This is a genomic window from Empedobacter sp. UBA5528 (genome assembly GCF_002426075.1).
Lineage (GTDB): Bacteria > Bacteroidota > Bacteroidia > Flavobacteriales > Weeksellaceae > Empedobacter > Empedobacter falsenii_B.
Genome location: NZ_DINY01000060.1, coordinates 14181 through 31933, shown reverse-complemented (window position 1 = coordinate 31933; position 17753 = coordinate 14181). Strand labels below are relative to the sequence as shown.

At 31.8% G+C, this 17753-nt stretch carries 19 protein-coding genes and 1 pseudogene; 12 read left to right on the top strand and 8 right to left on the bottom strand.

Translation table 11 applies throughout. From position 1 onward, the window contains the following. Positions 1–148 precede the first annotated feature (148 nt). The 8 genes and pseudogenes from B4L98_RS12595 to B4L98_RS12560 all read left to right on the top strand — a co-directional run bounded on the left by B4L98_RS12595 (position 149) and on the right by B4L98_RS12560 (position 8812). Positions 149–967, top strand: a pseudogene (locus B4L98_RS12595) (ParA family protein). Positions 968–972: 5 nt separating this feature from the next. Continuing rightward, positions 973–1863, top strand: coding sequence for a ParB/RepB/Spo0J family partition protein (locus B4L98_RS12590; protein ID WP_038330580.1), 891 nt, complete (start codon positions 973–975; stop codon positions 1861–1863). Continuing rightward, a complete protein-coding gene (locus tag B4L98_RS12585; RefSeq protein WP_038330578.1) occupies positions 1853–2431 on the top strand; it encodes a DUF5683 domain-containing protein in 579 nt (192 codons plus the stop codon). The genes B4L98_RS12590 and B4L98_RS12585 overlap by 11 nt, the downstream gene beginning before the upstream one ends. A gap of 9 nt (positions 2432–2440) precedes the next feature. After that, entirely contained in the window at positions 2441–3145 is a 705-nt protein-coding gene (gene dapB / locus B4L98_RS12580) for a 4-hydroxy-tetrahydrodipicolinate reductase (protein ID WP_291078351.1), read from the top strand. A 26-nt stretch (positions 3146–3171) separates the two neighbouring features. After that, entirely contained in the window at positions 3172–4734 is a 1563-nt protein-coding gene (gene lepB / locus B4L98_RS12575) for a signal peptidase I (protein ID WP_180904453.1), read from the top strand. A gap of 99 nt (positions 4735–4833) precedes the next feature. Next, entirely contained in the window at positions 4834–5448 is a 615-nt protein-coding gene (locus tag B4L98_RS12570; RefSeq protein WP_291078350.1) for a WbqC family protein, read from the top strand. A gap of 4 nt (positions 5449–5452) precedes the next feature. Beyond that, positions 5453–7054 (top strand): S8 family serine peptidase, encoded by a 1602-nt coding sequence (locus tag B4L98_RS12565; RefSeq protein WP_291078349.1) that lies wholly within the window; start codon positions 5453–5455, stop codon positions 7052–7054. Positions 7055–7177: 123 nt separating this feature from the next. Beyond that, positions 7178–8812 (top strand): S8 family peptidase, encoded by a 1635-nt coding sequence (locus B4L98_RS12560; protein WP_291078348.1) that lies wholly within the window; start codon positions 7178–7180, stop codon positions 8810–8812. 169 nt (positions 8813–8981) lie between these two features. Here the strand turns inward: B4L98_RS12560 and B4L98_RS12555 are convergent, their stop codons facing one another. From B4L98_RS12555 to B4L98_RS12545, 3 genes are all read right to left on the bottom strand, one after another. Continuing rightward, complete coding sequence (locus B4L98_RS12555; protein ID WP_219033984.1) at positions 8982–9635, bottom strand: dienelactone hydrolase family protein; 654 nt, start codon at positions 9633–9635, stop codon at positions 8982–8984. A gap of 100 nt (positions 9636–9735) precedes the next feature. Next, the gene (locus B4L98_RS12550) at positions 9736–10749 is read right to left on the bottom strand and encodes a beta-ketoacyl-ACP synthase III (protein WP_286494918.1); all 1014 of its coding nucleotides are present in this window, start codon (positions 10747–10749) and stop codon (positions 9736–9738) included. An 84-nt stretch (positions 10750–10833) separates the two neighbouring features. Beyond that, positions 10834–11709, bottom strand: coding sequence for a DMT family transporter (locus tag B4L98_RS12545; protein ID WP_286494919.1), 876 nt, complete (start codon positions 11707–11709; stop codon positions 10834–10836). A gap of 173 nt (positions 11710–11882) precedes the next feature. On the opposite strand from B4L98_RS12545, the gene B4L98_RS12540 reads away from it, so the two are divergent. Then, positions 11883–12689 carry a TerC family protein gene (locus B4L98_RS12540; RefSeq protein WP_125350055.1) on the top strand — a complete coding sequence of 269 codons (807 nt, stop codon included), beginning with the start codon at positions 11883–11885 and terminating at the stop codon, positions 12687–12689. 32 nt (positions 12690–12721) lie between these two features. Here the strand turns inward: B4L98_RS12540 and B4L98_RS12535 are convergent, their stop codons facing one another. From B4L98_RS12535 to B4L98_RS12515, 5 genes are all read right to left on the bottom strand, one after another. Next, positions 12722–12847, bottom strand: a complete 126-nt coding sequence (locus B4L98_RS12535) for a hypothetical protein (RefSeq protein WP_291072458.1) — start codon at positions 12845–12847, stop codon at positions 12722–12724. Positions 12848–12996: 149 nt separating this feature from the next. Beyond that, positions 12997–13341 carry an arsenate reductase family protein gene (locus tag B4L98_RS12530; RefSeq protein WP_286494920.1) on the bottom strand — a complete coding sequence of 115 codons (345 nt, stop codon included), beginning with the start codon at positions 13339–13341 and terminating at the stop codon, positions 12997–12999. 63 nt (positions 13342–13404) lie between these two features. Next, positions 13405–13596, bottom strand: a complete 192-nt coding sequence (locus tag B4L98_RS12525) for a cold-shock protein (RefSeq protein WP_135837000.1) — start codon at positions 13594–13596, stop codon at positions 13405–13407. 19 nt (positions 13597–13615) lie between these two features. Further along, positions 13616–14041, bottom strand: coding sequence for a cold shock domain-containing protein (locus B4L98_RS12520; RefSeq protein ID WP_038335861.1), 426 nt, complete (start codon positions 14039–14041; stop codon positions 13616–13618). Positions 14042–14372: 331 nt separating this feature from the next. Next, entirely contained in the window at positions 14373–15431 is a 1059-nt protein-coding gene (locus B4L98_RS12515; protein WP_286494921.1) for a 3-oxoacyl-ACP synthase III family protein, read from the bottom strand. A gap of 321 nt (positions 15432–15752) precedes the next feature. On the opposite strand from B4L98_RS12515, the gene B4L98_RS12510 reads away from it, so the two are divergent. Genes B4L98_RS12510 through prfB form a run of 3 tightly spaced genes read left to right on the top strand, consistent with a single transcriptional unit; the run spans position 15753 to position 17735 of the window. Then, positions 15753–16160 carry a DUF6146 family protein gene (locus tag B4L98_RS12510; RefSeq protein WP_038335835.1) on the top strand — a complete coding sequence of 136 codons (408 nt, stop codon included), beginning with the start codon at positions 15753–15755 and terminating at the stop codon, positions 16158–16160. 33 nt (positions 16161–16193) lie between these two features. Next, positions 16194–16592 carry a hypothetical protein gene (locus tag B4L98_RS12505; protein ID WP_038335837.1) on the top strand — a complete coding sequence of 133 codons (399 nt, stop codon included), beginning with the start codon at positions 16194–16196 and terminating at the stop codon, positions 16590–16592. Positions 16593–16634: 42 nt separating this feature from the next. Next, on the top strand, positions 16635–17735 hold the full coding sequence (gene prfB, locus B4L98_RS12500; protein WP_286494922.1) for a peptide chain release factor 2: 1101 nt from the start codon (positions 16635–16637) through the stop codon (positions 17733–17735). Positions 17736–17753: the final 18 nt, after the last annotated feature.

Genomic DNA, 17753 nt, shown 5'->3' with positions numbered 1-17753 from the left:
AAGATAAAATAATATTAAAATTTAGCTTTACAGAACTGATGTTTTATGATGTAAAACAAATATTCAACAATTATTCAAAAATTTATTTTTTCTTTAAGGTTTAGCAAGGTTAAATATTGTATTTTTGAAATCGTTTTGAACGTAAATTATGGGTAAAATTATTGCTATTGCTAACCAAAAAGGTGGTGTTGGTAAAACGACAACTTCGTTAAACCTTGCCGCTTCATTAGGTGTTTTAGAGAAAAAAGTTTTATTAATTGACGCAGATCCGCAAGCAAATGCAACATCTGGTTTGGGTTTTGATTTGGATGAAATCGAAGCTGGAACCTATGAAGTATTGGAAAATGAAGTGCTTNNTTGCGAGCAAAGCTATTTTACAATCAGAATCGCCAAACCTAGACTTGATGCCTGCTCATTTAGATTTAGTTGCTGCCGAGATTGAGATTGTAGATTACGAGAACCGCGAATACATGTTAAAAAACGCGCTATCAGAAATCAAAGATCAATATGATTATATTATTATAGATTGCGCGCCTTCACTTGGTTTAATTACTTTGAATGCGCTTACAGCTGCAGATTCTGTGATTATTCCTATTCAGTGCGAATATTTTGCATTAGAAGGTTTAGGAAAATTATTAAATACGATAAAAGGAATTCAACAACATCACAACAAAGAACTGGATATTGAAGGTTTATTGTTGACGATGTACGATTCGCGCTTACGTCTTTCTAATCAGGTTTTAGACGANNTGATTCGCGTTTACGCCTTTCTAATCAAGTATTAGACGAAGTGAACAATCATTTTCCGCAAATGGTTTTCAAAACAATTATTACTCGAAATGTACGTTTGTCAGAAGCACCAAGTTTTGGCGAAACAATTATTCAGTACGACGCAGCAAGTAAAGGTGCAGAAAATTACTTAAATTTAGCGCGTGAATTTTTAATTAACAACAACGATACAGTTTAAATAAAATGGCAAAGCCAAACAAAAATAATCGCTTAGGACGTGGATTATCTGCTCTATTAAAGGATGAACCAACTGTAAAAACAGCACAAGATGAAGGTGCAAAGAAATTGGTTGGAAACATTTTGGAAATAGATTTAGAAAAAATCACCGCGAATCCTTGGCAGCCACGAACTAATTTCGATAAAAAAGCTTTAGAGGAATTGGTTTCGTCTATTCAAACATTAGGCGTTATTCAACCGATTACGATTCGTAAAAAACCAACTGGTGAATATGAATTGATTTCTGGTGAAAGACGTTTTCGCGCTTCACAATTAGCTGGTAAAAAAACAATTCCAGCTTATGTACGTTTAGCAAATGACCAAGAAATGCTGGAAATGGCATTGGTCGAAAATATTCAGCGTCAAGATTTAGATGCGATCGAGATTGCACTTTCTTACCAACAATTGATTGATGAAATCAAGTTAACACAAGAAGAATTAAGTAAACGTGTTGGGAAAGACAGAACGTCTATTACCAATTATTTGCGTTTATTAAAATTAGACCCAATTATCCAAACAGGAATTCGTGACGGAATGATTTCAATGGGACACGGTCGCGCTTTAATGGCTATTGATGATACTGATTTACAATTTGATATTTACGAAAAAATTGTCAAAAACAATTTATCTGTTCGTGATACAGAACGTTTAATCAAATCGATAAAAGAAGGAAAACCTGAGAAAAAAGCAACAAATGAATTGCCTTCTCAGTACAAGGAAGCATTAAGTTCTATTTCAAATTCATTGAATACAAAAGTTGAAATAAAACGTGCAAATAATGGAAAAGGTAAAATCATTTTGAATTTTACTTCTGATGATGAGTTTGAACGATTAAGAAAATTCTTAAATGAAAATTAAAGCATTCTTACTTGGATTAACGATTTCATCGACGTTTGCTTTTGGTCAAGTTAAAACTGACTCTTTAGTAGTTGTCGAAAATAATGTTATTGTAAATGATACGATGAGCGTAACTAAAGAAGTTTTGATGGAAAAAAGTCCAATTAGAGCCTCTTTGTATTCGGCTATCTTACCTGGTGCAGGACAATTGTACAACAAAAAATGGTTGAAAGCACCAATCGCTTTAGGTTTAGTAGGAACAGGAACTGGTTTCACGATTTATTACAATAATTTGTACAAAAAATACCGAAAAGCGTACATTGCAGTAAGAGAAGGAACACCAAACGAATTCTCAGGAATTTTATCTGCAGAACAATTGGCAGTTATTCAAGACGATTACAAACGAAAACGCGATTATAGTGTCGCTTTAACAGCATTAGCTTATTTATTAAATATTGTTGATGCAACTGTTGATGCGCATTTATTTACAGTTCGTAATGACACAGAAATGTCATTCAAACCAACAATCATTCAAGATGAAATGACATTAGAGCCAGTTTTAGGATTGGCATTTAACTTAAAATTTTAGAAATTACAGATGAAAATTGCATTAATAGGATACGGAAAAATGGGAAAAGCCATTGAAGAAATTTTAATTCAACGCGGACACGAAGTTGTACTTAAAATATCTCGTACTCCACTTGCGGAAGAATTAAATGATGTTGAAGTTGCAATAGAATTTTCGAGACCAGAATTTGCTTACGACAACCTTAAAGTGTTACTTGAAAATAAAGTCGCAACAATTTGTGGAACAACAGGATGGTTAGATAAACAAGAAGAAATTAATCATTTAGCAATTTCAAATAACACCGCTTTTTTATATGCTTCTAACTTTAGTTTGGGCGTTAATTTATTCTTCGAATTAAATTCTATTTTAGCTCGAATGATGAATAAATATCGTAACGAATACCAAATTAATCTAGAAGAAATTCATCATACACAAAAACTTGATGCACCTTCTGGAACAGCGATTACAATTGCCGAAGGAATTATTGACAATTCAACATATAATTCTTGGTCGATGGACGAAAAGGCAAAAGATATTATTCCAGTTGAAGCAAAAAGAATCGAGGACGTTCCTGGAACACATATCGTACAATATAACTCTGATGTAGACACTATTGAGATTTCTCATACTGCGCATTCTCGCAAAGGTTTTGCCTTAGGTGCCGTGATTGCTGCGGAATGGATTTGTAATAAACAAGGTGTTTTCACAATGAAAGATGTACTTGAACTAAACTAAATTAAAATACTAAATATCAAAAACTTATGCATGTACTAATTTACTGGTTAATTGGTTTTATTATTGCCAATATAATCTTTGGAGCTGCAACTTGGAAATTATATAAAAATGCTGGAAAGCAAGCAATTCAAGCTTATATTCCTTTTCTAAATATCTGGAAAGGTTTAGAAATTATTCATCGTCCAAAATGGTGGATTATTCTATTTTATTTGCCAATTGTTGGTCCTATTTTTTGGTTAGTATTCTTTGTTGATTTAGGAGATTCTTACGGAAAAATTGAAACAAAAGACAAAGTCATTATGGTTTTGACTTTAGGTTTATACATTTTTGCAGTTAATTATTCTGATAATCCAAAATATTTAGGACCAGAAAAACGCAAACCAACATTTGTTTCTTCCTTAATTTTTGCCCTTGTTTTGGCAACTTTGGTTCATAACTGGTTTATTCAACCAATGATTGTTCCTACAGGATCAATGGAAAATACAATCAAAATTGGTGATGCTTTATTTGTAGAAAAAGTAAGTCACGGAGCGCGCGTTCCTATGACGCCGATCGGAATTCCATTTTCTGAGTTCATTTACCGTGATGGTTTTATCGACAAAGCGCGTTTGCCTTATATGCGTCTTCCAGGTTGGAGAGATTTAAAATCGAACGATATTGTTGTCTTCAACTATCCTACAGATTCTGTTTATTCTGCTATCGATCGTAAAGATGCGTATGTAAAACGTTTGGTAGGTTTACCAGGTGAAACGATTCAAGTTCGTAATGGAGTTTTATATGTAAATGATAAAAAATTCATTCCGAAAAAAGATGCACAAGTTCAACATGCGTATACAGTTATTGTAAAATCTCCTTTCAGCGATAAATTATTATACGATAATTTCGGAATTATTAGTACTGATTATAACGCTGCAAAACAAGCTGACGGAACATTTATTTATCAATTTGCTGCTTTGACTGATGCTCATGTTACAGCAATGAAATCTAATGCAAATGTAGTTTCTGTTGAACCAATTTTACAACCAGTTGGTGAAAAAACAGAGCACATTGTAAATGGAAAAATTGATAGTACAAATACGATTTTCCCTGTAAACAAAACGTGGAATACAGATCAATATGGACCTTTATATATTCCGAAAAAAGGTGATGTAGTTGATGTAAACAAAGAAACCTTAGCACAATACATCAATGTAATTCGTAAATACGAGCACAATAGTTTGCGTGTAGATTCTGCGAATGGTAAGTTTGATGTGTACATTAACGATCAAAAAACAAATAAATACGAAATCAAACAAAACTATTACTTCATGATGGGAGATAATAGAAATCAATCGTTAGATGCGCGTTTCTTTGGATATGTTGGAGAAGATCACATCATTGGTCGTCCAATTATGATTTGGGCAAATATGAACGGAATGTTCGAGCCTGCTGCTCCTAAGAAATTTATTTGGAACCGTTTCTTTACATCAATCAATAATGATAATCCAGACAAAACTTCGTACGGAATTTATGTTTTAATTGCCTTAATTGGTTGGATTGGATACGATATTGTAAAAGCTCGTAAAGAGAAGAAGAAAAACAAATATTAATAAAAAGAGCGATAAAATCCTCTAAATTATAAAATTAACAACACTATAAATGTGCATTATAAGCTACTTGTAATGCACATTTCCATATAAAATAATAGAATGAAAAATACGTTTGCAGCTTTTTATTTTGGACCGATTGATTACTATGCAGAAATGGTAAAAAGCCAAACTTTGGATATCGAAGTTCAAGAAAATTTTCAAAAGCAAACTTACNNAACTTACCGTAACCGCATGTATATTTTGGGCGCAAATGGTAAATTGATGTTGAATATTCCAATCTTACACAACGGAACACGTTTGTTCAAAGATTTACAACCTTCTTATGAATACGATTGGCAAAAGGAACACATCAAATCATTGAAATCGGCTTATCAAAGTTCTCCATATTTTGAATATTATGAAGATGAAATTATTCCAATTTTAGAACAAAAAGAGAAATTTCTTTTAGATTTTAATCTAAAAACAATTGATTTCATCAACAAGAAATTAAGCTTAGATTTGGAGATTTCTAAAACTGAAACCTATCAAGATCTGAATCCTGAAAATGATTTCAGAAATCAATTTTCTGCTAAAAAAGCACCTCAATATAACTTACCAGAATATGCACAAGTTTTTGATGATAAATTTGAGTTTATAGAAGGTTTGAGTATCTTAGATTTACTTTTTAGCGAAGGACCAAGTGCCGCAGTATATTTAAAAAACTTAATAAAATAACAACATGAGAAAATTATTTATTGCTTTAGGATTTGCCTTTACATTAGGGTTTGCTCAAGCACAAACAACAGAGGTACCAAAAGAAAAATGGTATCATGCAGGTGTAGAACAAACAGGTGTTTATGGTGTAAATACTGATCAAGCTTTACAATTCTTAAAAGACAACAAAAGAAAAGCTAATACAATTATTGTAGGAGTTTTAGACAGTGGTGTTGAAAATTTCCACGAAGATTTGAAAGCAAATATGTGGTCAAATCCAAAAGAAATTCCAGGAAACGGAATCGATGATGACAAAAATGGTTACATTGATGACGTACATGGATGGTCTTTTTTAGGAACAGCAAAAGGAATCAATTACAATGATGATACCACTGAATTAACACGTGTTTACAAAGCTTTATCATCTAAATACGCAACTTTCGATCAAAAGAAAAATCATGAAGCTATTGTAAAAAATCCTACTGAATATGCTGAATTTCAAAAAATTGAAAAAGAATATTTAAGCGCTGTAGGAAAAGCAAAATATAACCAACAAGTTGCTCAATCTAAATTGAATGCAGTTGAAGGTGGTGTAAATAAAATGGTTCTTGAATTTGGAGATACTAAATTAACTAAAGATATTTTAAAAAATTACCAACCAACAGATTCTCAAATCTTAGAAGCTTTATGGATTTTTGGTGAATTGAAAGAAGAGCAATGGGTTGGGAAAACGATGAAAGAAGTTTCGAATACCTATTTAGGAGCTGCTCGTCGTGCTGCGAAGGGAGATGCTTTATCTTCTCACTTAAATTTAGATTTGGTTGATCGTAAAGATGTTGACAATCCAAATGATAAAAAAGAGCGTTTTTATGGAAACAGTGATTCTAACGGACCTGAATCTTCTCACGGAACTCACGTTGCTGGAATTATCGGTGCTGTAAGAGGAAATAATATCGGTTCTGAAGGAACGACTGGAGGAAATAATGTAAAAATTATGTCGGTTCGTACAGTTCCAAATGGAGACGAACGCGATAAAGATGTTGCAAATGCAATTTACTACGCAGTTGACAATGGAGCAAAAATCTTGAATATGTCTTTCGGAAAACCTTATTCTCCTGATGCAGATTTAGTTTGGGATGCGTTCAAATATGCTTCTGATAAAGGTGTTTTAATCGTTAAAGCGGCTGGAAATAGCAACGAAGATATTGATGTTCATGTACATTATCCAACTAATTTTAGAAATGGAAATGTTGTTTCTAAATCTGTTCTTACGGTTGGTGCTTCTACTAAAGATCCAAATGCTTTAAAAGCTCGTTTCTCTAACTATGGTAAAAAATCGGTAGATGTTTTTGGACCAGGACAAGAGATTTATGCAACATATCCAGGGGTTGATCAATATCGTTTCTTAAACGGAACTTCTATGGCTTCACCTGCTGTTGCTGGTGTTGCAGCGTTGGTTTGGTCACATTATCCAAAATTAACTGCAGAAGATATTCGTAATATCTTAATGGAAACAGTTAATAAAAATGAGCAATTAAAAGAGATTTCTGTTGCTGGAGGTGTTGTAGATTCTTACAAAGCTGTACAAAAAGCTGAAGAAATTTACAAACAACGTAAATTGAAATAATTTTAAATTTAACACAACATTATAAAAAGGCTTCAAATTTTGGAGCCTTTTTTGCGTTTAAACTCGAGATAATTTTAGATGTAACAATTTCGGTTGTTTCTCGACATATAGATAAAATCAATTATGAAAAAATTCTTATTAAGTATATCAGTTGCCATGTTTGTTGGTGGGGCATCGTTCGCACAAGAAACGACAACTGCTCTACCTTTAACTAAAGTTGATCAAAAATATTGGCAACACGAATCTTTCGAAGAAAGTGGTGTTTATGGTGTTAATACTCAAAAAGCGTTGCAATTTTTAGAATCAAAAAAACGTAAACCTTCACAGTTAATTGTTGGTGTTCTAGATTCTGGTGTTGAGATTACTCATCCAGATTTAAAAGATAATATTTGGACAAATACCAAAGAAATTGCTGGGAATGGAATTGACGATGATAAAAATGGTTATGTTGATGATATTCACGGTTGGAATTTTATCGGAGGAAAAGATGGTAAAAATGTTGATGGAGATACATTAGAATTAACACGTCTTTTTGTAAAATACCGCGATTTATTCGAAAAAAGTAAAGATGCAGCTTCAAACAAAACAAAATTCCCAAAAGAATTTGAAGAATATGAAAAAATAAAACCTGCATTCGAAGATAAATTAGCCGAAGCAAAACAAAATGCAGCACAATATACGCAGATGAATGATGTTTTCTCGGTTGCATTTCCTGCTTTGATTAAAGAATGGGGCGAAAAAGATTTGAATGAAAAAAATATGATGTCTTTTAAACCTGTTTCTAAAGAAGCACAACAAGGGATGATTATTTTTGGTATGGTTCCGAAAGAAGCTTGGGAAGGAAAATCGATGAAAGACTTCTTAACAGAAGTTGGAAATGAAATTTCAGAAGGAACAAAATATTACAAAGAACAAGTTGAAATTAACTTGAATACAGAATTAGATCCTCGTCCAATTGTTGGCGATAATTATGCTGAGAAATCAGAACGTTTTTACGGAAATAATGATGTAGACGGTCCTGATTCTATGCACGGAACGCACGTTTCTGGAATTATTGCGGCAAAATCTGGAAACGGAATTGGAATGGATGGAATCGCAGGAAATGGTTATGTTAAAATCATGTCAGTTCGTACAGTTCCAAATGGAGACGAACGCGATAAAGACGTTGCAAATGCCATTCGTTATGCTGCAGATAATGGAGCAAAAATCTTGAACATGTCTTTTGGAAAAGCTTATTCTCCAGATAAACAAATTGTTTGGGATGCATTTAAATATGCTGAGAAAAAAGGTCTTTTATTGATTAAAGCTGCAGGAAATGAAAACGTAAATATTGATGACGAAATTCACTTCCCTACCGTTTATGACGACAAAGGTGTAGAAGTTTCTAAAAACGTAATTACAGTTGGAGCAAATACAATGGATAATGACAATTTAAGAGCAAGTTTTTCTAATTTTGGTAAAAAGTCTGTAGATGTTTTTGCGCCAGGAAATGAAATATATTCTACTGTTCCTAATAAAGATGGGGAATACAAAAATGAAAGCGGAACTTCTATGGCTTCTCCAGTTGTAGCAGGAGTTGCGGCTTTGGTTTGGGCACATTATCCTAAATTAACTGCAACAGATATCAAACAAATATTGTTAGAATCTGTCAACAAAAATCCTGCTTTAACAGATATTTCTGTAACAGGCGGTGTTGTTGATGCGTACAAAGCTGTTCAATTAGCAGAAAAAATGTATGTTGCTAAAAAATTGAAGTAAGGAAATCTTAATATCACCATTTCTTATAGTATTTAAGTAACAAAATAAACTTGGGTTAGATTCTATTTTTTTTAGAGTCTAACCTTTTTTTGTATAAGATATTTCTTGTACAGATTGAATAAAAATTGTCAGTTCGAGTGATTTTTAGGAAAAATTATAAATGAATCATTTATTTAAAATCATAATTTCTCCTCGCCCATTTTTTACTTGGTTCAATCCATTCATCAAGAGCTTTATAAAGAAAACCATGCTTTAAGCCATTATTTAATTCAATTTCTTTGAAATGATTGATTTTATTGGTTGAATTTTCTTTACGTTTTATAGCTGAAACGCCAAATGCATCAGACTTCTCGTAAATGGTTAAAACATTTCCAGAAAATTTTATATCAGGCATTTCTTCTAAATCACTTTCTTGAAACGAACCAATAAATACATAGTTGATTTGAGGATTATTTTTAAAAGTTGATACATATTGCGCAATGTAACCACCTTTCGAAGTTCCTACAACCGTAATATGATTAGGTTTAACACCTGTATTAATCAAACTATCAATTTGCTTAACAACCTTTTTTGCATATTTTATTCCGTCTGTTTTCGGCTTTCTTTTCTCACTAATCACAATAAAACCGTCTTTCTTGAATGAATTCAAAACTTTAGAATACTCAATTTTAGTTTTATAGACTGTATCATAATCTCCATCGTTATGCGTTTCTAAATATTTATTATGGAGAAAAAAGATATAATCTTGATCCTTTACATTTTTTGATATTTTATGTTGCGAACAACTCATTAAACCAATTATGAGAATCAATAAATATTTCATTAATAATTTTTTAAATCAATCAAATATAACCAAAAAACCCTCACTAAAAAGTGAAGGTTTTTTTTATATTCTAAATTTGTAAATCTAAATTCAAACTTACTTACCAGTTCATCAAAACAGAGCCCCATGTAAATCCTGCTCCAAAAGCAGTCATCATTACTAAGTCACCTTTTTTGATTTTACCTTCTTGTTTTGCTTCACTCAATGCAATAGGAATAGATGCTGCCGTAGTATTTCCGTAACGCATAATATTGTTATAAACTTTCTCATCTGGTAATCCCAATTGTTTTTGTACAAATTGAGAAATACGCAAATTCGCCTGATGTGGAATAAATAAATCTAAATCTTCTGGCTTTTTATTCGCAGTCGATAAAGCTTCGATAATTGATTCTGGAAAACGAGTTACCGCATGCTTGAAAACATAGTTCCCATTCATATATGGATAAATCTCTTTTTTAGTTAACGTATTACCTTCTTTCAATAATTCGTCTGACCAACCTGTTTTTGTTCCAGGGAAAGTAACTGCTAATTCTTCGGCAAATTCACCTTCAGAATGTAAATTAGTCGATAAAATTCCACGTCCTTCTTCTTCCGTTGCCGAAACAATTACTGCTCCTGCTCCATCTCCAAAAATTACTGAAACGCCACGACCTTCATCCGACATATCCAATCCGAATGAGTGCACTTCTGCTCCAATCACCAAAATATTTTTGTAAACTCCTGCTTTTATAAAAGCATCAGCCGTTGATAACGCATATACAAAGCCAGAACACTGGTTACGAATATCCATTGCCCCAATTGTACGACAACCTAACTCTTTTTGCACCAATACACCATTTCCAGGAAAATAATAATCGGGAGATAAAGTCGCAAATAATATAAAATCAATATCTTGAGCAGTGATTCCTGCATCTTCTAACGCATTTTTAGCCGCAATAACTCCCAAATCTGTAGACGAAATCTTAGAACCTGGCTCGATATGTCTTCTTTCGACAATCCCTGTACGTTCCTGAATCCATTCGTCATTGGTATCCATCACTTCAGCTAAATCAAAGTTTGTAACAACTCTTTCGGGAACATAATGCCCAACACCTGTAATAATAGAGTGTATCATGTGATTATGGTTTACTTTTCAATTGAAGCAAAGATATTAAATGATAAGCATTCTTTAAAACAAATGCGTCTTTTTGACAATAAATTATTTAGAAAATCTTGTTTTTAATATTCCGTTCATAATGATAGAAAGTACCATTACCCCTGTAGCAATATAAAATATAGGATTCATATGTTCTGAATCTCCAAAAATAAGACTTGCCAAAATGATGCCATAAACTGGTTCTAAATTTACGTTCAACATCAACGTAAAAGCACTAACATGTTTCAGCAAATCAACTGATTCTATTTGTGCAAAAGCTGTAAAAATGACGCCAAGCAAAGTCAACCATCCTAAGTTTGACCAACTTATATTTACAACTTCAGAAATAGCTTCTGGCTGAAAAAGAATCATTACCACCGAAAGTGTGATAACTCCACCAATCATTTCGTATAAAGTAACTTTAGTTGGTTTGATTGACTTTGGTAATCTCGAATTAAGAACTGCAAATAATGCCGATAGAAAACTACACAAAATACCAATGATAATTCCCAATTTATAATCTTCTGGTGATGCATTAAAAATAACAGCTACACAAGTGGAAACGATTATAGCAAGAATTATTTCGAGCAGATTAATTTTTCGTTTAAAAAAAATAGGTTCTAAAATCGCACTAAAAAGCGCGCCCATCGACAACGTACTCAACGCAATTGAGATATTAGAAAGTTTAATCGACAAATAAAATGTAAACCAATGTATTCCTACAATTCCACCGATAGCAAGTAATTTCAACAATTCGTTTTTAGTTACCTTGAAATCCATTTTTCTGAACTTCATATAAATAAAAACAGCAATAGCCCCAATAAGAACACGATACCAAACCATTGACAACGCACTCATTGTAACTAATTTTCCGAAAACTCCTGTAAATCCCCAAAGAAGTACGAGAAACTGCAACCGAAGTTGAACTTTTGAAATCATTCTAAGTCTTTTTCGCAAAAGTAAAGTTTAATTCTATATTGCTAAAACGATTTGATTGATTTAATCTGTAAATAATTTTGTATAAGTTCTAATATTAAATTAACATTAAATAATTATTACTCAAACTTTAATTCTTATTCTTCGTTGTATTTTCGAAACTTCAAAATTAATCGATGGATTTTAGTATTTTTTTACAACCAGATGCATTAGTTGCATTATTTACATTAACAATGTTAGAAATCGTTTTAGGGATTGATAATATTGTTTTTATTTCTATTTTGTCAGGAAAATTGCCTGCACATCAACAAAAGAAAGCACAACAGCTTGGTTTATTTTTAGCCATGTTTACACGTGTTATCCTTTTATTCTCACTAAGTTGGGTCATGAGTCTTACCACTCCTCTATTCAATATTGGCGAATGGATTGGCATTACTTCAACCGAATGGTTAGAAAAATTAGCAATCTCTGGTCGAGATTTGATTTTACTAATCGGAGGATTATTCTTGATTTATAAATCGACTGTAGAAATTCACCACAAAATAGAAGGTGTTGAAGAAACCGGAGGAAAAGTGAAAGTCCATTCTTTTGCAGGAACTATCGTACAAATCTTAATTTTAGATATTGTTTTCTCATTAGATTCTGTAATTACAGCAGTTGGTATGGCAGAACATATTGAGGTTATGATTGCGGCTGTAATTATTGCTGTTGCAGTTATGATGCTTTCAGCAAGTGCGGTTTCTAAATTTGTGAACGATCATCCAACGGTTAAAATGTTGGCTTTATCATTCTTATTATTAATCGGCGTTTCGTTATTAGCAGAAGGGTTTGATCAACACATTTCGAAAGGATACATTTATTTTGCCATGGGCTTCTCTGTTTTAGTCGAATTCTTGAATTTGAAAATGAAGAAAAAACATTCGAATCCAGGAATTGTTCGAAATATGGTTGGTGATGCAGAAGAACAAAACAAAAATATATAATACAAAAAAGAGTTTTTTTCAAAACTCTTTTTTTATTTATTCTCTAAAATAGTTTCGTTTTCAGCTTCAACTTTCTTTTCATATTTTTTTCGGATATATTCTGCAGCCAATGTTACGGCTACTCCACCAATTATTCCATATATTGAACGTTTTCCCAAAAATTTAGCTACCGTTACTCCCGTTGTAGCGGCTGTTGTTAATAAACCTATTTAGTTCCTTTCTCCGTTTGATTTTTTGTTAATGCATCTAAAATTTTCATAGCTTTTTATGTTTAGTCTTAGAAATACTTACAATTATCAAACCATTTTTATTTAATAAAATTTTCTACCAATTCTTTTGGACGACCTACTATTCCACTTTTTCCATCTGTCACTATTGGACGTTGAATCAATTTTGGATATTCAACCAAAGCATTCAAAATTTCATCATCAGAAAGTTCATTTCCTTTAAAATTTATTTTCCAATCTTCTTCATTTGTCCTTACTATATCAATTGGTTTTAGATTTAGTCTTGTTAAAATAGTTCTCAATTCATCTTTCGTCAAAGGCTCTTTCAAATATTCTCTTATTTCAAAATCTTTTCCAGACTCTTCCAAAACCTTTACTGCATCTCTACTTTTTCCGCAACGCGAATTATGTAATATTGTGTACATAAATACTCTTTTAGAAATTAAATATAGTTCAAAAAAAAGAATCCTTATATAAGGATTCTTTTTTTATTTTCTTTTTACATTAACAGCCATAAGACCTTTTTTTCCTTTTTCAATATCAAAAGTAACTTGATCATTTTCATTTACTTTGTCAATTAATCCAGAAACATGTACAAAAACATCTTCACCTCCGTTTGCGTTAGAGATAAAACCAAACCCTTTTGATTCGTTGAAGAATTTTACTGTTCCTTCTTGCATAGTTGTATATTTAATTAATTTATTTTTTTGATATTTGAATTGCTCTGAATCCTTTTTCAGACATTTCTTTTTTGAACTGTACTTGATCTCCTACTTTAAGTAATTCTTTTGATTCTTTGAAGTGGAAGAAGATTTTATCGTTAGAAGCTGGTACTTTAATAAAACCAAAACCTTTTGAATCGTTGTAGATATCAACCATACCTTCTATAAAAACATCTCTGTTATCAGATTCAAATCTTTTATTATTCAGCAAATCGGCTTCTTTGTCTTGTAAATGAGGTGGTACATCTGTAAAATTACCAAGTACATCAACATAGACAATCATATCTTCTAATGATTTTCCTTTGTTGTTATTCTCTTTTCTATTCTCTCTTTTGTTTAATTTTTCTAATTTTTTTAAAGCTTTCTTTTTGCTATTTTCTTTTTTAGATGTAGAATCTGCCATAAATGTTTGTATAGATTTTTTGTTTTTAATACTGATAAAACCTAAGAAAACATGAATTAATTATCCGACAACATTTATATTATAATGTAGTAAAACTTACAAGTATACGTTTTAGAAAACAGAAGTTAAAATTATATTGACTAGGTCAATTAGTGAATTAAAAAAAGTAAAATAAAGAATACAATTGTAAACTATTAAGACAAAATATCTTCTTAAGTACGTTGCAAAGGTAATAAGTTTTAATGAATTAAATGGTATTAATTTCTAGAGAATTCTATATGATAAAAAGTTCTAATCTAATTGTGATTAGAACTTATCATGATTGATATCGTTAAAATTGGTAAATAAACGTGTTTATATTCATGCCTGCGCCAACAGATGCAAATAATACCACATCGCCTTCATTTATCTGGTGATTTTCTAAATCATTATCCATAATCATTTTCAAAAGAATTGGAATTGTTGCCACACTACTATTGCCAAGTTTATGAATATTCATTGGCATAATATTTTTTGGCACATCTTGATCATATAAACTATAAAAGCGTTTTACGATTGCTTCGTCCATTTTTTCGTTGGCTTGATGAATCACTATTTTACTGATATCGTCAATATTATATGAGCTATCATCAACACATTTTTTCATTGCTAAAGGTACTTTGGATAAAGCAAACTCATAGATTTTTCTACCATACATTTTGATGTATTTGGTATTCGGACATTTTTCTGAATTATACGATTTTCCAAAAAACAGATAATCTTTTTCTTCGTTTGCATAAGAGGCAGATAAATGGGCTTGTATTCCTTTATTGTTTGTAGAAGCTTCTAATATTGCTGCACCAGCGCCATCTGCATATATCATTGTATCTCGGTCGTGTTCATCTACTACTCTCGAAAGAGTTTCAGCACCAATTACCAAACATCTTTTTGCTAATCCAGCTTTTATAAATGCATTGGCTTGTATAACACCTTCTACCCAACCTGGACAACCAAAAATAACATCGTAAGCAACACAATAAGGATTTTGAATTTTCAATAAATTTTTTACTCTTGCAGCAAGACTTGGCACCATATCAGACTGAATCGTATCGTGTTTTACATCTCCAAAATTATGAGCGAATATAATATAATCAATAGTTTCTGCGTCGATATTTGCATTTGTGATGGCTGAAGCAGCTGCCATATAGCCTAAGTCTGATGTTACTTGATCTTTTCTGGCATATCGACGTTCTTCTATTCCTGTTATTTGTTTTAATTTATGCGAAATTGTAGCATTATTTTGATCTAAAATTTCTCCTTGTTCATTAAAAAATTGATGTTCTTCAAAAAAATGATTTGATATTTTTTCAGTTGGAATATATTTTCCTATTCCTATAAAGTGATTTGTCATATATATTTTAGATAACAGAGTTAGAATCTGCTATCGGATACAATCTCGGGATAACTTTAAGAACTATTGCTATAAAGTTACATTTTTAACTTAAACTTTATATTTATACCAAAATTATATCTTATAAAATATTAAATTAATAAATTTCATGATGATAATTTTTCAATGTCTCTTAGATATATATATAAATAATATGAAATAAACATTTATATTTCAGAACTACTATTCATGTAATTCTAAATTATTAGAATATAAGTGTAAATGTAGATATAAACACTTAATATCGTTATTTTTCAATATATTTAATCAAATTAAAAAATTATGAAAAAGCTATTTTTATTCTTCAGCGTTTCTCTCCTATTTTTTGCTTGTACAACCAATCAATCCACACAAAATTCAGTGCCGAATAAAGATGAGAATTCATTAAAATTCGAGCCGAATGAAGATGGCGATTATGATATTGTTGTATTTGATCCTCAATATGATATTTATTTAAAAACAACTGCATTACCCAAAGAATATTATTCAAAAGAATATTACGAACAAAAAAATCGCCAATATGTGATGATTTGGAATCAACGACATATGCAACCAATGACATATAATCCAGATTTGTATGCAGTAAGTATAGATTTAGATCCTTCTGTTGACTATGGTTATGATTTTGAATACAAATTATTTAACTTTTTTCGATTTATTGAACATAAATATCGTGTCAGAATTAGATAATATCGTTTATTTTTGCAAGCTAATTTTAGAAAGATGAACGATTTTTCAATCAAAATATACAATCAAATCATTGAAGCAATTCCAGATTTTACAGGGCTTCACAAAAAAGATACCGAATTATTAGAATTCCATATCGAGAATGAATACAAATCGACTTTTGGTGATCTTTATATTCAGACTTCGGATGATGATAAGATTTGGATCAAATCTTCTTTTCCTTTTACAACTTACGAAGTAGATTCTGTTGAGGAACTTTTGTATATTTTGGAAGGTTTGTTGTTCAACCAATTATTCTGGGTAATTAGTTATGATGATGGTGATTGGGACGATACTTTTTTGATGCTGAAAGACCAAGAAATTAAAACGGAAGACGGTTTTACTTATAAAATTCTTTCTTGGAACGGAAAAGATGATAAAGTGATTAATGCTTAACCTCGTGTTCATAAAATCCCCTATTTTTATACATTTGCAATTATGTTTAACAACGAATTACTAAAAGACATCCAAAAACGTACACAAGATTTGCACGAATATTTGGAAATCGAACAAAAAGAAATCGAAGTTCAAAATGAAGAAGAACACGCTGCTTCACCTGAATTTTGGAACAACCCGAAAGAAGCCGAAGCTTTTATGAAAGTTTTACGTGGTAAAAAGAAATGGATTGATGAATACCAAACGATTGCAAATGCAGTAAATGATGTCGAAGTTTTAGTAGAATTTAACCGCGAAGGCGAGGTAAGTGACGAAGAAGTTATGGAACAATATACTGTTGTTGCTAAGCTTTTAGAAGATATAGAATTCAAGAATATGCTTTCAGAAGAAGGAGATAATCTTGGTGCAATTCTTCAAATTACTGCGGGAGCTGGAGGTACAGAATCTTGTGATTGGGCTTCTATGTTGTTGCGTATGTATTTGATGTGGGCCGAAAAACATGGATATAAAGTAAAAGAATTAAACTATCAAGCGGGTGATGTTACAGGTGTAAAAACGGTAACATTAGAAGTTGATGGCGAATTTGCTTTTGGTTATCTAAAAGGAGAAAATGGTGTGCATCGTTTGGTGCGTATTTCGCCTTTTGATAGTAATGCAAAGCGTCACACAAGTTTCGTTTCGGTTTATGTTTCCCCAATTGTGGATGATACAATCGAGATTGAAATCAATCCTGCTGATATCGAATTACAAACGTCTCGTTCTGGAGGAGCTGGAGGGCAAAATGTAAATAAGGTAGAAACTAAAGTTCAGTTAACGCACAAACCAACTGGGATTGTAGTTGTTTGTCAGGTTGAACGTTCTCAGTTAGCCAATCGCGAACGTGCAATGGAGATGTTAAAATCTGAATTGTATAAGATTGAGTTAGAGAAAAAAATGGCTGCACGTAATGAGATCGAGGCAAATAAGATGAAAATCGAATGGGGTTCTCAAATTCGTAATTATGTGATGCATCCATACAAATTGGTAAAAGACGTCAGAACAGGAACTGAAACAGGTAATGTGGATGCTGTAATGAACGGTGATATAGACGAATTCTTGAAATCGTTCCTAATGTTAATGGGACAAAAAGAAACGTCAAAATAGTTTTATCCTAAATTTCTT

Bases quoted from the DNA above. Each gene is read 5' to 3' on its own strand.
- dapB (WP_291078351.1), top strand. From the start codon at position 2,441: ATGAAAATTGCATTAATAGGATACGGAAAAATGGGAAAAGCCATTGAA.
- B4L98_RS12555 (WP_219033984.1), bottom strand. From the start codon at position 9,635: ATGAAATATTTATTGATTCTCATAATTGGTTTAATGAGTTGTTCGCAA.
- B4L98_RS12540 (WP_125350055.1), top strand. From the start codon at position 11,883: ATGGATTTTAGTATTTTTTTACAACCAGATGCATTAGTTGCATTATTT.
- B4L98_RS12525 (WP_135837000.1), bottom strand. From the start codon at position 13,596: ATGCAAGAAGGAACAGTAAAATTCTTCAACGAATCAAAAGGGTTTGGT.
- B4L98_RS12585 (WP_038330578.1), top strand. From the start codon at position 1,853: ATGAAAATTAAAGCATTCTTACTTGGATTAACGATTTCATCGACGTTT.
- B4L98_RS12510 (WP_038335835.1), top strand. From the start codon at position 15,753: ATGAAAAAGCTATTTTTATTCTTCAGCGTTTCTCTCCTATTTTTTGCT.
- B4L98_RS12505 (WP_038335837.1), top strand. From the start codon at position 16,194: ATGAACGATTTTTCAATCAAAATATACAATCAAATCATTGAAGCAATT.
- B4L98_RS12515 (WP_286494921.1), bottom strand. From the start codon at position 15,431: ATGACAAATCACTTTATAGGAATAGGAAAATATATTCCAACTGAAAAA.
- B4L98_RS12590 (WP_038330580.1), top strand. From the start codon at position 973: ATGGCAAAGCCAAACAAAAATAATCGCTTAGGACGTGGATTATCTGCT.
- B4L98_RS12550 (WP_286494918.1), bottom strand. From the start codon at position 10,749: ATGATACACTCTATTATTACAGGTGTTGGGCATTATGTTCCCGAAAGA.
- B4L98_RS12560 (WP_291078348.1), top strand. From the start codon at position 7,178: ATGAAAAAATTCTTATTAAGTATATCAGTTGCCATGTTTGTTGGTGGG.
- B4L98_RS12530 (WP_286494920.1), bottom strand. From the start codon at position 13,341: ATGTACACAATATTACATAATTCGCGTTGCGGAAAAAGTAGAGATGCA.
- B4L98_RS12545 (WP_286494919.1), bottom strand. From the start codon at position 11,709: ATGATTTCAAAAGTTCAACTTCGGTTGCAGTTTCTCGTACTTCTTTGG.
- B4L98_RS12565 (WP_291078349.1), top strand. From the start codon at position 5,453: ATGAGAAAATTATTTATTGCTTTAGGATTTGCCTTTACATTAGGGTTT.
- lepB (WP_180904453.1), top strand. From the start codon at position 3,172: ATGCATGTACTAATTTACTGGTTAATTGGTTTTATTATTGCCAATATA.
- prfB (WP_286494922.1), top strand. From the start codon at position 16,635: ATGTTTAACAACGAATTACTAAAAGACATCCAAAAACGTACACAAGAT.
- B4L98_RS12520 (WP_038335861.1), bottom strand. From the start codon at position 14,041: ATGGCAGATTCTACATCTAAAAAAGAAAATAGCAAAAAGAAAGCTTTA.